Below are 13,992 nucleotides of genomic sequence, written 5' to 3'. Positions count from 1 at the left end.
GGTTGCTCGTCGCTCGAACCGAGTCGTGAGTGGCGACGCGAGCGGCAGGAGAACAGGAGTAGGCGACGGGTGACGGTGAATCGTCCGTCTATCCGTCTAGGCGAGGAAGAACACGAGCAGGCTGACGGCCATCGCCGCGAGGATGAGCGCGAGCGCGAGCGCCCCGCCCATCGAGACGACGACGTTGGCGTGGCTGGCGAGCGTCTCGGTGCGATCGTTGCCGAAGATCGTCACCTCGGCGCGCTCGGTCGCCATGCCGGCGACGACGGGTTCGCTGTCCGCGAGCGCCTCGTCGACGAGGCGGTCGATGGTCTCGCGGAGTTCGTCGGGGTCGATGGCCGCGCCGACCTGGTTTTCCGCCTCGACGGTGTTGACGATGTGCGTGTCGGTCGTCATCACCTCGGCCACGTCGGCTTTCGCGTTCGGCCCGGTCGTGAGTCCCTCGACGATGCGGTCGCGCAGGCCCGGTTCCATGTTGTTCCCGTCGATGAGAACGTACGCGGTCGTCTGGTCGCCGACGGTGGTCGCGGCCACGCGGATGCCCAGCGGGCCGATACCCTCCCGGGGCGTCCAGTCGGTCGGGTCGAACGCCGTCCCCAAGGTGAGCGAGGCGTGCGACGACGCGGAGAGTTCCTCGCCCGCGAGGCCGGCGGCGGTAATCATGTCGAACGACCGTTTGCTCCCCGGGGTGACGTGACCGAGGTCGGCTCCTTGGAGTCCGTTGTTACAGTTGTGGGCGTCGACGAGGAGCACGTCCCGGAGGCCGCTTGTGCGGGCCTCGGCGGACGCCGAGAGGCCGACCGCGTACTCGACGTCGTCGGCGAACTGCGGGGCGTACGTCGACACGAGGAGCGCGTCGTCGCCGAAACGCTGGCCGAGCATCTTCGCGTCGCCGGACTGCACGCGGACGCTTTCTGTCACGTCGGGGCTGTACTCGATGTTCTCGTAGGCGTCGTCGGCCGCGTCGAGGACCACGTCGACCTCGCGCTCGGTCACGAGGTTGAAGTCGTGGCCGGCGGTCGCGTGCGGCGGGAACGCGAGCCCCTCGGAGCGTCGGGCGACGCGTTCGGGGAAGTTGCCGCCGCCGATTTCGCCCATCGGTCCGGGGTGAATCATCGGCAGGACGAAGCGGGCCTTCTCGGTGCCGTCCTCGCGCTCGAACGAGAGCACGGTGACGGGGACGATTGCCTCCTGGCCGAGCTGTTCGAAGAAGTCCTCCAGCTCGCGGGTCCCCTCGGCGATGTGGCCGATGAAGCCGCGGATGAAGTCGAGGACGGACACCCCGAGGCTCCGACGCCACGGGCGGTCGACGATGCGGAGGAAGACGTAGACGCCGAGGGCGTACACGACGCAGGTGATAGCGAGGAGTTGGAAGTGGCTCAGGGCGATAGCCGACAGCTCCGGGGGTGCCCGGTCGGGACGGGCGAGATACGGCATCAGATAGGCGTCGAGGATGGGACCGCCGACCTCGAAGAAGCGGAGCGTCCCGCTGTAGACGAACAGGAGCGCGGCGGACGTGAGCGTCTGGATGCTCGCCGGGACCGCCGCGATGAGCAGCGACGACCGCGAGACGGCCATCACGATGAGCAGGCGGAAGGCGAACACCGACGCGAGGGCGACCACGAGCGCGTCGAAGATGAACGTCTGGCCGAGGCCGGTGAAGACGGAGACGATGGCGGCTCCGGTGAGGAACGTGACGATGATTACCTCGCCGGCGAGCGCGAGGAGCGACGAGCGGTTGTGCGTCAGCTTCCCGCCGACGAACCGGTCGACGCCGGTGGTCCCGAACGCCGCGACGACGGTCGGAATCCCGATGAAGAAGATGCCTTCCCAAGCGTCTCTCCCGAGGAAGAAGATGCCCCGCCACGAGCTGGCGATGTCCCCGGAGTCGAACGCCCCGATACCCGCCATCGCGGCGACGAGCAGGGCGAACCCGAGACTCGTGTACCAGCTGGGCGCGCGGAAGATGAACCGCGAGAGCCCGGCGAGGTCGCTCTGGGTGGAGGTCATTTCCCGAACAGACAGAACGGAGGCCGGTAAATGTCTCGGCTTGCTTCCGAGGAACGACTGTGAGAGACCGCGTCGTGTCGCCGGATTGCGGTTTTCCGCCGCGGCGACGGAGGGAAAGCGGGGCGTCGCCGCGGAGAACGCAGTTGCGGTCGAAGACGACCGACCGCTCACAGATGCCGATTACCGCTCGCAGATGTCGATGAAGTTCTCGAAGACTTCCTCGCCCTCGGCGGTGTGGGCGACCTCGGGGTGCCACTGGACGCCGTAGAGGTCGCGGTCGGCGTCGCTCATGGCCTCGATGGTACACACGTCGCTCGTGGCGGTGTGGGTGAAGCCCTCGGGAACCTCCTTGACCTCGTCGGCGTGGCTGGCCCAGACGCGGGTCTCGGGAGCGAGCGAGCCGATGAGCGGGTCGTCCTCGTCGAGGATTTCCACGTCCACGTCGGCGTAGCCGCCGTAGTCGCCGGAGCCGACGCGACCGTCGAGTTCTTCGGCGAGAATCTGCATGCCAAGACAGATGCCGAGGACGGGGACGTCGAGGTCGAGGTAGTCGGGACAGCGGCCGATGCGGTCCATGTCGGGGCCGCCGGAGAGGACGATGCCGTCCGCGTCGATGTCCGCGGGGTCGGTGTCGTTGTCGACGAGTTCGGTGTCGACGCCGAGGTCGCGGAGCGCGCGCCGTTCGAGGTGGGTGAACTGCCCGTGGTTGTCGATGACGACGATGCGGGTCATGTCCCGGATTGGACCACCGTGCCTAAAAGTCAATCGAAGAGTGGTCGAGATACGCGTATCCGTGCATCAGATTGGCACATCGGGGGCGGTTGGGGGGCGAGGCTCGCCACGGCGACTCACCCGTCGCCGGCGCGGTCCCGGGCCGTCTGAAACCCGAGTTCGTCGAGTTCCTTCGTCCGGCGGCCCTCCCGCTCGGCGAGTGCCTCGACGTCGGGCGAGGCGTCGTCGTCGATGCGGGCGAACGACTTGTGGACCTTCGTGTGACACCACCGACACAGCGCGACCGTAATCTCGTGGGAGGGTTCGTCGCCGTCGCGGCCGCCGTACGAGAGGTGGTGTTCTTCGAGTAACGGGCGGGCGGCTGAGTCGTGGGCCATGCGAACCTCTTCGAGGCCGCAGCGGACGCACTCGCGGCCGCTCGTCGTCGACGCGTAGTGCGGGCAGTCGCGGAAGTCACAGCCCTCCGTGGCCGCGACACATTCGTAGTCCGCTCGGGCGCGTTCGCGGGCGAACGCCGGGTCGCGGTCGGCGTACTCGCGGGCGAGGCGACACGCGCCGTCGCTCGTGAGGTGGTCGCAGCGACCGGCGTGGTCGTAGGGGTCGTCGACTCCCACGGGCGTCCCTGTCGGCGTCCGCTCCATGGGGCGCGTTCGGAGCGGGGCGGGCCTAAACGTTGCTCTCGACGGCGGGCGAACCGTCGTCCCGGCGGTGGATTCATCACGCGCGCCGTCGAAGCCGGCGTCGTGAGACTCGTCCACCGACAGAACGGAACCCAATCGACACTCGCGTCGGACGTCGAGACGGCCGACTCGTTTCTCTCGCAGGCGCGCGGGCTGATGTTCCGCGGCTCCGTGCCGGACGACTACGCCCTCGTGTTCCGGTTCGACGACGCCGACCGCCACAGCCTCCACATGGTGTTCGTCCCGTTCGACATCGACGCGCTCTGGCTCGTCGGCGACGAGGTGACGAAGAAAAAGCGACTGTCGGCGTGGACGGGTATCGGCTTCGGCATGGCCGACACCATCATCGAACTCCCCGCGGGCGCGGCCGACGACGTGGAACCCGGCGATTTGGTCGAACTCTCGCAGTGAGGGGCAGCCCAAACGACCGGCCGCGACGCCGACACCGCTGCCGACCCCCGCGCCGCCAAGTGAACGCGCTTCCAACGAGACCCCCGCCGAGACACCAATTACTGTCGGAACCATCTCTTTTATACACTCGACGACATATGTGTTCAACTACTATGTCGGGACCTACCACACCGACGGAGGATAGAGTAAGTCGTCGCGAGACGGCTGGCTGTGAAATTCGACGGTTCTAACCTACAAGGACACGATTCTACCGTGAACGAACGATTCGGGAAGACCCCCGAGCTACGCACTTCTGATTCAGTACAGCTCTTAGACACCACGCTCCGCGACGGGGAGCAGGCCCCCGGCGTCTCGCTGACGCCGGCCGAGAAGGCCGATATCGCCCGCGCGCTCGACCGCGCGGAGGTCGATTACATCGAAGCCGGGAGCGCCTGCACCGGCCCCGGCGAGCGCGAGACGATAAAGCGCGTCACGTCGCTCGGTCTCGACGCGACGGTGACGAGTTTCGCCCGCGGCGTCAAGAACGACGTCGACCTCGCGCTCGACTGCGACGTGGACGGCATCACGCTCGTCGTGCCGGCGAGCGACCGACACGTCGAGTCGAAAGTCGGGACGACCCGCGAGGGTGTCGTCGAGACGACCGACGAACTCGTCGCCTACGCCAAGGACCACGGCCTCTGGGTCGAGGTCATCGGTGAAGACGGCTCGCGGGCCGCCCCGGAGTTCCTCGAATCGCTCGCGCGCGCCAGCCACGACGCCGGTGCCGACCGCTTCTGTTTCGCCGACACGGTCGGCCACACGAGCCCCGAACACACCTACGAGGTCGTCTCCCGGCTCGCCGAACTGGGGCCGACCTCGACGCACACCCACGACGACCTCGGCCTCGCGATGGCGAACGTCCACGCCAGCCTCGCCGCGGGCGCGGACCTCGTCCACACCACGGTCAACGGCATCGGCGAGCGCGCCGGCAACGTGGCGCTCGAAGAGGTCGCCATCGCGCTCGACCACTGCTACGACGTGGAGTCGGTGAAGCTCGACGAACTCTACGCACTCGCCCAGAAGGTCGCACAGGCCACGGGCGTCGCGCTCCCGCCGAACAAGGCGGTCGTCGGCCAGAACGCCTTCACCCACGAGAGCGGCATCCACACCGACGGGACGCTCAAGGACGACGCGATGTACGAGCCGTACCCGCCGGAGACGGTCGGCCGCGAGCGCCGGCTCGTCCTCGGGAAGCACGCCGGTCGCGCCGGCGTCAAGGCCGCCCTCGACGAACACGGCGTCGACGCCACCGACGAGGAAGTCGCGGCCGTCGTCGAGCGCGTGAAGGAACTCGGCGACCGCGGCAAGCGCGTCACCGACGCCGACCTCCTCGCGTTCGCAGAAGACGTCCAGGGCCGCGAGCGCGCCAGACAGGTCGAACTGCTCGACCTCACGGCCGCCTCGGGCGGCGGTACGCCGACCGCGAGCGTTCGCCTCCGCGTCGAGGGCGAAGAGCGCGTCGCCTCCGGCACCGGTTCCGGGCCGGTCGACGCCGCGGTGAAGGCGGTCCGCGAGGCGCTCGGCCCCGACGCCGACGCCCAACTCGACGAGTACCACGTCGACGCCATCACCGGCGGTACCGACGCCGTCGTGACCGTCGAGGTGACGATGTCGCTCGGCGACCGAAGCGTCACCGTCGCGGCGTCGCACGCCGACATCACGCGGGCGAGCGTCCAGGCGATGGTGAACGCGCTGGACCGACTGCTCGCGCCGAATCACACGTCGCCGACGCCCGCGTCGGCCGACGACTGAGAAAACGACCCTATCGCGTCCGCGTTCGCTCCCGCTCCCACTTCCCTTCTCGCGGCCGACCGATTTCGCTCAGAGACCGCAGTCGACCCCGAGTTACTGCGTGTCTTTGGCGACGAGGTAGGTCCAGCCGCCCCGGCGCTCGAACCCGATAGCGGCGTCGCCGAGTTCCGTCTCCGCGAAGTCGGCGACGCGGCCGGTCCGGACCGTCGTCACGTCGATGCGTCGCGTCCCGTCCCGTTCGCCCGTGTCCGCGCTTGCTACGTTCGCACTCATACTTGCGCTGATGCGGGCAGGGGATATGTATCGCATCCTAGTAGAGTGAAAGTGAAATCAGGGGACTGCGCGGGGGAGGCGCTCACGCGGGGAGAGCGCGACTCAGGTCGAACTCGGCTTCGAGCCCAGTCCGAAGGTGATGAGAGTGGCCACGATGACGAACGCGACGCCGAAGTAGCCGGCAAGTCGGTAGACCTCGATGGTGAGCAACAGGAACAGGAGGGCGATGATGACTTCGAGTCTGTGTTCGAGTGTGGCGTCCATACGGTCCACCATTCGTGTCTGATTAGTAACTATTTCGGCAGGCGAAGCGTGAGCCGTCTGGCGTATCAGAACCGATTTGCAAGCCAGTCTGGACTATCGAAACGATGGTTGGATTCACGGAGTCCGAGCGGGCGGGCGTGTACAAGTCGATATACGCGCGGCGGGACATTCGGCGGTTCAGCGACGACCCGGTGTCCGAGGAGACGCTGGCTCGACTGCTCGACGCCGCGCATCACGCCCCGAGCGTCGGCTTCTCGCAACCGTGGGACTTCGTCGTCGTCGAGGACGACGAGACGAAGACGGCCGTCGCGTCCATCGCGGAGCGGGCGATTGCAGCGGCCCGCGAGGGCTATCGAGAGCCCCGGAAGTCAGAGTTCGGTCGGCTGAAGTTGGAGGGCATCACCGACGCGCCGGTGAACATCTGCGTCACGTGCGACCCGACGCGGGACGCCCCGCACGTCCTCGGACGTAACACGATGCAGGCGATGGACACCTACTCAACGTGTCTCGCCGTGCAGAACCTCTGGCTGGCCGCGCGGGCCGAGGGCGTCGGCGTCGGCTGGGTGTCGTTTCTCTATCCGCACGAGGTCCGCGAGGTGCTCGGGATTCCGCACCACGTCGCGCCGATTGCGTATCTCTGTGTCGGCTATCCCGAGGACGGATTTCCCGAGGAGCCGGTGCTTCAGCGGGAGGGCTGGCGCGAGCGCATCGACACGAGCGAACTCGTCCATCGAGAGCAGTGGGACTGCGGGTCTGTCTAAGAGAATCGGAGCCGCGGCGCGACGAGACGCGCCGCTCGGAACGTTGTGGCCGCGAGAAGCGCCGAGGGTGAGATTTGAACCTCACTCGCTCACTGCGTTCGCTCGCTGGTTCAAATCTCGGGTCGTCGCACAGCCTCGTCACGCAGGGCGAGAGACACGAGCGTCTCTCGGGGGGTGACGTTCGGAAGAAGCGCCGAGGGTGAGATTTGAACTCACGTGTCCGAATGGACAGTAGATTTCGAATCTACCGCCTTGGCCGGGCTAGGCTACCTCGGCTTCCATCGTTGTCTCTCTCGCGGATAGTTTAATCCGTTTCGATTTCCGAGGGCCGCGGCGAGGACTCACACGGACGCAGTCGGCGAGTCTGTGGCCCAACTGCGTCCGGGCGGAGCGGGCGGTGTCGCCGACGGGCGAGCGAGCGCCGGCGACCAATGGGAATAAGTCGCACGCAGACCCGGGAGGTGTATGGACATCGACACGGCCAGCGAGACGTGCGCCGAGGTGCTCGACGCCATCTCGGAGGCCGTCATCGCCGACCGAGCCTTCCTCGAAACCGTCCTGACGGGCGTCCTCGCCCGCGGTCACGTCCTCCTCGAAGACGTCCCGGGAACCGGAAAGACACTCACCGCGCGGAGCGTCGCCACCGCGCTCGGACTGTCGTTTTCCCGCGTGCAGTTCACCCCGGACCTGCTTCCCGCCGACGTGACCGGGACGAACATCTACGACGAACGCGAGCGGACCTTCGAGTTCTCGCCGGGTCCTATCTTCGCCAACGTCGTCCTCGCCGACGAAATCAACCGCGCGCCGCCGAAGACCCAAGCCGCCCTCCTCGAAGCGATGGAGGAGGGACAGGTGACCGTCGACGGCGAGACCCACCAGCTCCCGAGGCCCTTTTTCGTCATCGCCACGCAGAACCCCGTCGAGCAGGAGGGGACGTTCACCCTCCCCGAGGCGCAGGTCGACCGGTTCGTCGTGAAGTCGGCCATCGGCTACCCCGACCTCGACGGCGAGGTCGAACTCCTCCACCGGCGCGCCGGCCGGAGCGAACAGAGCCCGAGCGTCGAGCGAGTCCTCGACCGCGACACCGTCGCCGCCATCCGCCGCGCGCCCGAGTCAGTCCGCGTCGAGGACGACCTGCTCGAATACATGGCAAAACTCGCGCGGGAGACGCGCACCGACCGCCGAGTCCGCATCGGCGTCTCCCCCCGCGGGACCCAACGGCTGTTCGAGGCGACCCGCGCCCGCGCCGTCATCGAGGGCCGCGAGTTCGTCACGCCCGACGACGTGAAACGCGTCTCGCAGTCCGTACTCGCCCACCGGCTCGTTCTGACACCGGACGCGCGGGTCGAAGACGTGCAGAAATCGGACGTCGTCGACGACGTGCTCGGCCGGGTGACCGTGCCGACGCTGGAGTGAGGCGGGAATCGAGGAGAATCGAGAAGACAGCGAGAGACCGCTCAGCGCGTGACGACCGTCACGAGCGCGACCACCCCGACCAAGAGTAAGACGACGGCCGTGATGGGCTGGCCGCCGGCGGCCGCCCGGTCCGCGCCGTAGACGACCGCTGCCCCGACCGCGAGCACGACGAGCGTCGCCGCCGCGTGGACGAGTTCGAGCCGGAGCGTATCGGTTTCGCGGCCGAGGTGTTCGCCGACCGAGTGCGCGTTCTCGGCGAGGTCCCACGCGAGTATCGAGCCGAGCGCGGCGAGGAGGAGCGCCTCCGTTCCGGCCCCGGTCGCGCCCGCGAAGAGGAGCGAGAGGAAGAACAGCCCGCCCGCGGCGTCGACGATGCGCCGCGAGCCCCGGAACAGCCCCGCGGCGAGCGCGACCGTCGCGACGAGGCCGCCGACCGCCGCGGTGGACGTGGTAAACCCGAGTGTGAACGTCGTGAGTCCGGCGACCGACAGCGCCATCGCGGTCCCCGTGCGGGTCGGCTTGCGGGTGATTTCGCTCACCGCGACCACCCCGCTTCGGCCCGCGCGAGCGCGACCCCGAGCGGTTCGTCACCCCAGTCGAGGACGCGGACGCCGCTCCGTCGGAGTTCGCGGAGCCGCAGGTCGCGCTCGATGCGCGCGAGCCGCGCGCCGATGGTCGCGGTCGTCGTCGGGTCGGGCGAGACGACCGTCACGGCGTGGCCGTAGGCCTCCAACCTGCGGGCGACCGACACGCCGTAGTCGTCCACGAGCGGCGAGCAGAAGATGACCTGCGCGTCGCTGGCGAGCCGACGCCGGAGCCGGCGGACCGCGACGGACGGGAAAAAGGCCCCGTCCGGCGGCGTCGGCGCGAACGCCGGGTGGGTCGCGAACAGCCGACGGGCGCGGGCGCGGTGGTCGGCGCCCGACGAGGGGGCGAGCCAGCACTCGTCGGGGCCGAACGCCGCGACGCCGACGCTGTCGCCGCTGTCGAGGAGCGCCGAGAAGGCGACGCTCGCGGCGTCGACGGAGCGCTCGACCGCGGTCTCCGCCTCGTCGTCGGGGGCGACGTGCGCCTCCGGGCGGGTGTCGACGACGAGGACGACGGATGCGGCGCGCTCCTCTCTGAACTCCACGGTGGCGAGTTCGCCCGTGCGAGCGCGGCGGTTCCAGTCGATGCGCCGAATCGGGTCGCCGTGGCGGTACTCGCGGATTGAGGCGAACTCCAGTCCCGACCCCGGCACGTCGGTCTCGACGCGGCCGGCGTACTTCGAGGTGAGGCCGCGAAGCGGCAGGTCGGCGGTCGCGGCGAGTTCGGGTTCACACCGGAGCGTCGTCTCGGCGCTGACCGTCTCGCGGGACTCGACGGCCCCGCTCGGGTCGCGGACGACGACGACCGTCTCGTCCCACGCGTGCTCGCCGCGGACGGCCGTGACCGTGTAGGTCGCGGTCGCGGTCGCTCCCGGTCGGAGCGCCGTTCCCAGTCGGGCAGGACCGTCCGCGACGCCGAGCGCCGGCGGGACGCCGTCGACGACGCGGAGGTCGAACAGCGTCCCTGACCCCTCGTTGGTGACCCGGAGCGTCACCTCGACCTCGTCGTCGGGGTCGGGCGTCGCGTCCGAGAGGTCGCGCTCGATTCGGAGCGACACCTCGGGAATCGCCGCGACCCGGACGTAGCCGAGCACGACGACGCCGAGGCCGGCCGCGAGGAGCAGCGACGCCTCGCGGGTGAACACGCCCGCGCCGGCCGCGACGAGAACGAGGCCGTCGAGACCGGTCCAGCGTTCGGTGTCGAACCCGCGGCTCATCGGCGCTCACCCGTGGAGTCGTCGTCGGTGCCGATTCGCTCTATCGCGGCGACGGTTCGCCCGGCACGGTCGGTGAGCGACGACTGTCCCGACAGGAAGAGCCGGACGCGCTGTCGGAGCGGAATCGAGACGGACGCGCCGAGAAAGCGCGCGGCGACCGGGTCGTCGGTCCAGCCGCCGGTGTCGAGGAGCGCGGCCGCTTCCTCGGGGGCGCGACCGTCGCGGGCGACGAGCGCCTGTGTCGCCCGCGATTCGAGTCGGTCGACGACTCGCTTGCGGGCGGCCCAGTGGGTGTGCCGACCCATCGCCGACACGAGGTCGTCGTCGAAGTCGGAGCCGGGTATCGGGACCGCGACTCTCGCTTCCGGGTCGCCGGTGACCGTGGTGTTCATCGGGGTTTCGCGGCGGCGCTGGACGTACCGAAGCCCCTGAAGCGCCGCGAGCGCTGCGACGAGACCGAGAAAGACGTCCGTCAGTTCGAGGCCGAGCGAGACGCCGGCGACGACCGCGAAGCCCGCGGCCGTGGCGACGACGCCGACGAGCAAGAACAGCCGACGCGCGAGCGTCATCGGTCGTCCCCCGTCGCGTCGGCGTAGGTGTCTTCGATGTTCCTGAGCGCGTCGACCGCGCGGCGCTCGCGCTCCGGCGTCGCCTCGAAGCCGCCGTAGCGGACTTCCTCGAACAGCGTCGTCAGGTCACCCACGTCGTCGCGGTCCATGCCCGCGTCGACGGCCGAATCCGCGAACTCGGCGGGCGTCGCGGCGCGGCGGTTCGGCACGTCGAGGAGCGCCGTCATCTCACCCCACGCGCGGAACACTTCGTTTTCCACGTCGGCGTCACCGTCTTCGATGCGCTGGGCCGCGGCCCCGGCGGCCCGTCCGACGGCGGCGACGTTCGGCCCCTCGTCCTCGTCGATGGGCGCGACTTCATCGTCGGCCTCGGGCGAGTCGCCGGTCCCGGTGACGAGCAGGAAGACAGCGACGACGAGCGCGGTCGCGAGCAGGAGACCGAACACGAGCGTCGGCGGCGAGACGGCCTGTGCCGCGCCGCCGTCGCCGAGGCTACCGCCACCACCGGCGGGGAGAAACGAGACGTTTCGCGCGGCGGCCGCGGCGCGAGACGAAAACGAGAACTCGCGGCGACACGCCGTGAGGAGGGCGAAAAGCAAGACGACCGGCGGGCCGAGCGCCACGAAAATAGCAAGCGGCGGGAGCAACGAACCGGTCTCTCGATAGGCGTACGCGCCGAGGAGGACGAAGACGAGGGCGACCCCGGCGAGGATTCCGGGCGAGAGCAGCCACGGGAGACACGGCGTCGGAATGCTGAGACCGTCGAACGACCCCGAGGGTTGCACGCCGGTCCCGTTCGTGTCACCAGCGACTGCGCCCCCGGTCTCACCGCCACCGAATCCGACTGGACCGCCGCTCGTGACGACGGTCGAATCGATGGTGGCGGCGACGACCGAGAGGGCGACGACCGCGAGGAGGGCGAGCGCGAGTGCGCGGAGGGCGGAACGGTCCACGATGGTAGGTAACAGTATCCGGGGTAAAGACATTTCGAGGGACGAAGCGGTCGTCGGGACGTGAGCGACGTCACCTCGGTACCCGACCGGACCGGATGTTGCTGCTAAACTCCTCAACCGCTGCTAGCTTGTCGAGGCCGTGCTGAATACATCGCGCGAGTCGGTCACACACTCGGCCTCGTGATTTATGTTAATACTTTAGCACTACTACGGCATGGAACGATTTTACGTATTTAACGCACTCCTGGCGATATATGGTGCAGCCTTCGCAATCGAATCAATCTCCGCTCTCGCCGACGGGAGCACAAGCCTACCAATCATTTTGGGTAGCATCGCTGGAATAGGACTGGCGAGTGCATCCGTATACGAGATGACTACTGGCTCTCCATCCGACTTCGAGATTGGCGACATAGGGTTCTGGGCTGTCGTTTTGGGTGTTGTGGCACTTCTCTCACTTCAGGTTCTTGAGATTACTCAGATTGTGGGATAGTAACCATTCGAAAGAGACGAGACAGACCACCCGTGCAAGTGAAACAGCCGCGGGTACGGCGGACGAAAGCCGAGGCTCGACACCCACACACCACGGTTACAAGTGAATTGGCGGCGGGAAGAAGGGGCGGGGGAGACACACAGACACCACCGTTGCACGTGAAGCGTGGTAACGCCGAGAGGGGGTGCCATCGGCGGGCACTCGGAGAGAGCACGGGTGCAAGTGAACCTCGGTCGCGACTCGAACGTCGTCACCCACCACCGTTGCAGGTGATTTCTCCCGAACTGGACCGTTTACGGGCCGTTCACGACAGAAACGTTTGACTGCAAACTGCACCGCGGGCACCGAGACATGTCAACGCTTTAGTTGAACTCGCGCTCTGTTGTTCTACTAGCTACTCTCGTATCCTCCTATTCACTTGCAAAAGTGGTGTGTGTCTGTTCAAACGAGTTCACACGAACCACGATATGTGGTACCAAGAGTTGGTTGGGAGGCGACTATTCCAACCCGAACACGTCGTCCAACCCCCGACGACACCGCCGCCGCAATTCACATGAATCAGATGAAATCGGGGTTTTAAATAAGGGGACGCCACAACGGACCGACGCTAATGCGCCGGTTCGAGCGAAAACAAAACGTCTTCACCAACAAGGACGCCCTCGGGGAGTCCTACAAGCCCGAGCGCATCGAGGAGCGCGACGACGAGATTTCGGAGTACATGGACGCGCTCCAACCGGTCGTCGACGGCTGGGAGCCGAACAACGTCTTCCTGTACGGAAACACCGGCGTGGGGAAGACCGCGGTCACCGAATTCCTCCTCGAGATGCTCCTCGAAGACGTCTCGCAGTACGACGACGTGGACCTCAGCGTCATCTCCATCAACTGCAAGACGCTCAACTCCTCGTATCAGGTGGCGGTCGAACTCGTCAACGAGCTTCGACCACCGGGCGCGGAGATTAGCTCGACCGGCTACCCCCAACAGACCGTCTTCAAGAAACTGTTTCAGGAGTTGGACGACGTGGGCGGGACGGTTCTCATCGTTCTCGACGAGGTGGATTCCATCGGCGACCGCGACGAACTCCTCTACGAACTCCCGCGAGCGCGCTCGAACGGCAAGCTCGAAGACGCCAAGGTCGGCCTCATCGGCATCTCGAACGATTTCAAGTTCCACGACCAACTCGACCCGCGCGTGCAGGATACCCTCTGCGAGCGCGAACTGCACTTTCCGCCGTACCAAGCGCCCGAACTGCAGAACATCCTTGAATCGCGCGCTGAGGTCGCCATCGCCGAAGACGCCTGCGAGGAGGGCGTGCTCAACCTCTGTGCGGCGCTCGCCGCCCGCGACAGCGGGAGCGCGAGACAGGCGCTCGACCTCCTCCGACTGGCCGGCGAACACGCCGAGAACAAAGACGACGAGCGAATCACGCTCGACCACGTCGACATCGCCCGGCAGAAGCTCGAACAGGAGCGCGTCGTCGAGGGGATGCGCGAGCTCACCGAAAACGGTCACTTCGCGCTCCTCGCGGTCGTCTCGAAGGCCGCCCACGACGAGACGCCGTGTCGGATGCGCGACCTCTATCAGGAGTACCTCCGGCTGTGCAACTCCGCCGGCATCGACCCGCTGGCCCAGCGGTCGGTCCACAACCACCTCTCTGACCTCCGGATGCTCGGCATCCTCTCGGCCGAGGAGAACCGCACCGGCTCGCGCGGGAACTACTACAGCTACGCGCTCGACGTCCCCTTCGCCAGCGCGATGGAAGCGCTCTCGGACGTGCTCGCTCTCGACTCCGTCCTCGACGAGATTCGGAAGACCGCGAAACAGGCCGAGGCAGTCTGAA

15 protein-coding genes and 1 tRNA gene are annotated in these 13,992 nt (G+C 67.6%); 6 read left to right on the top strand and 10 right to left on the bottom strand.

Annotation, left to right across the window (positions count from 1 at the left end; all coding sequences use genetic code 11):
* Positions 1-96: 96 nt before the first annotated feature.
* The 3 genes from C5B91_RS01740 to C5B91_RS01730 form a co-directional block, all read right to left on the bottom strand.
* Positions 97-2,010 carry a DUF2070 family protein gene (locus C5B91_RS01740; protein ID WP_115819013.1) on the bottom strand — a complete coding sequence of 638 codons (1,914 nt, stop codon included), beginning with the start codon at positions 2,008-2,010 and terminating at the stop codon, positions 97-99.
* Between the two features lie 180 nt (positions 2,011-2,190).
* Positions 2,191-2,742 carry a GMP synthase subunit A gene (locus C5B91_RS01735; RefSeq protein WP_004044289.1) on the bottom strand — a complete coding sequence of 184 codons (552 nt, stop codon included), beginning with the start codon at positions 2,740-2,742 and terminating at the stop codon, positions 2,191-2,193.
* Positions 2,743-2,858: 116 nt separating this feature from the next.
* On the bottom strand, positions 2,859-3,383 hold the full coding sequence (locus C5B91_RS01730; RefSeq protein ID WP_008091972.1) for a hypothetical protein: 525 nt from the start codon (positions 3,381-3,383) through the stop codon (positions 2,859-2,861).
* Positions 3,384-3,485: 102 nt separating this feature from the next.
* Between C5B91_RS01730 and C5B91_RS01725 the strand changes: the two genes are divergently transcribed.
* Positions 3,486-3,833 (top strand): DUF192 domain-containing protein, encoded by a 348-nt coding sequence (locus tag C5B91_RS01725; protein WP_008091970.1) that lies wholly within the window; start codon positions 3,486-3,488, stop codon positions 3,831-3,833.
* Positions 3,834-4,085: 252 nt separating this feature from the next.
* Complete coding sequence (locus C5B91_RS01720) at positions 4,086-5,624, top strand: (R)-citramalate synthase (protein WP_115819012.1); 1,539 nt, start codon at positions 4,086-4,088, stop codon at positions 5,622-5,624.
* Between the two features lie 93 nt (positions 5,625-5,717).
* Here C5B91_RS01720 and C5B91_RS01715 read toward each other — a convergent pair whose 3' ends face one another.
* Together C5B91_RS01715 and C5B91_RS22250 are read right to left on the bottom strand one after the other, a co-directional pair.
* On the bottom strand, positions 5,718-5,897 hold the full coding sequence (locus C5B91_RS01715) for a hypothetical protein (RefSeq protein ID WP_049968110.1): 180 nt from the start codon (positions 5,895-5,897) through the stop codon (positions 5,718-5,720).
* A 102-nt stretch (positions 5,898-5,999) separates the two neighbouring features.
* Positions 6,000-6,161 (bottom strand): hypothetical protein, encoded by a 162-nt coding sequence (locus C5B91_RS22250; protein WP_007275755.1) that lies wholly within the window; start codon positions 6,159-6,161, stop codon positions 6,000-6,002.
* Positions 6,162-6,265: 104 nt separating this feature from the next.
* Here C5B91_RS22250 and bluB point away from each other — a divergent pair, with 104 nt between their 5' ends.
* On the top strand, positions 6,266-6,922 hold the full coding sequence (bluB, locus tag C5B91_RS01710) for a 5,6-dimethylbenzimidazole synthase (protein ID WP_049968109.1): 657 nt from the start codon (positions 6,266-6,268) through the stop codon (positions 6,920-6,922).
* A gap of 191 nt (positions 6,923-7,113) precedes the next feature.
* Here the strand turns inward: bluB and C5B91_RS01705 are convergent.
* A tRNA-Ser gene (locus C5B91_RS01705) sits at positions 7,114-7,198 on the bottom strand.
* A gap of 189 nt (positions 7,199-7,387) precedes the next feature.
* On the opposite strand from C5B91_RS01705, the gene C5B91_RS01700 reads away from it, so the two are divergent.
* Positions 7,388-8,338 (top strand): MoxR family ATPase, encoded by a 951-nt coding sequence (locus C5B91_RS01700; protein ID WP_008091961.1) that lies wholly within the window; start codon positions 7,388-7,390, stop codon positions 8,336-8,338.
* Positions 8,339-8,379: 41 nt separating this feature from the next.
* Here the strand turns inward: C5B91_RS01700 and C5B91_RS01695 are convergent, their stop codons facing one another.
* Genes C5B91_RS01695 through C5B91_RS01680 form a run of 4 tightly spaced genes read right to left on the bottom strand, consistent with a single transcriptional unit; the run spans position 8,380 to position 11,664 of the window.
* Entirely contained in the window at positions 8,380-8,886 is a 507-nt protein-coding gene (locus C5B91_RS01695; RefSeq protein ID WP_008091959.1) for a hypothetical protein, read from the bottom strand.
* Positions 8,874-10,142: a DUF58 domain-containing protein gene (locus tag C5B91_RS01690; protein WP_049968108.1), complete on the bottom strand. Its 1,269-nt coding sequence runs from the start codon at positions 10,140-10,142 to the stop codon at positions 8,874-8,876. The genes C5B91_RS01695 and C5B91_RS01690 overlap by 13 nt, the downstream gene beginning before the upstream one ends.
* Positions 10,139-10,711 (bottom strand): hypothetical protein, encoded by a 573-nt coding sequence (locus C5B91_RS01685; RefSeq protein ID WP_049968107.1) that lies wholly within the window; start codon positions 10,709-10,711, stop codon positions 10,139-10,141. The genes C5B91_RS01690 and C5B91_RS01685 overlap by 4 nt, the downstream gene beginning before the upstream one ends.
* Positions 10,708-11,664, bottom strand: a complete 957-nt coding sequence (locus tag C5B91_RS01680; protein ID WP_008091952.1) for a DUF4129 domain-containing protein — start codon at positions 11,662-11,664, stop codon at positions 10,708-10,710. The genes C5B91_RS01685 and C5B91_RS01680 overlap by 4 nt, the downstream gene beginning before the upstream one ends.
* Before the next feature lie 214 nt (positions 11,665-11,878).
* Between C5B91_RS01680 and C5B91_RS01675 the strand changes: the two genes are divergently transcribed.
* Both C5B91_RS01675 and C5B91_RS01670 read left to right on the top strand, forming a co-directional pair.
* Entirely contained in the window at positions 11,879-12,154 is a 276-nt protein-coding gene (locus C5B91_RS01675) for a hypothetical protein (protein ID WP_049913366.1), read from the top strand.
* 610 nt (positions 12,155-12,764) lie between these two features.
* Entirely contained in the window at positions 12,765-13,991 is a 1,227-nt protein-coding gene (locus C5B91_RS01670; RefSeq protein WP_004972987.1) for an orc1/cdc6 family replication initiation protein, read from the top strand.
* Position 13,992: the final 1 nt, after the last annotated feature.

Origin of the sequence: Haloferax sp. Atlit-10N, from assembly GCF_003586325.1 — an archaeon.
Lineage (GTDB): Archaea > Halobacteriota > Halobacteria > Halobacteriales > Haloferacaceae > Haloferax > Haloferax prahovense.
The sequence above is the reverse complement of the archived record's forward strand: the minus strand, read 5'-3'. Positions and strand labels throughout refer to the sequence as shown.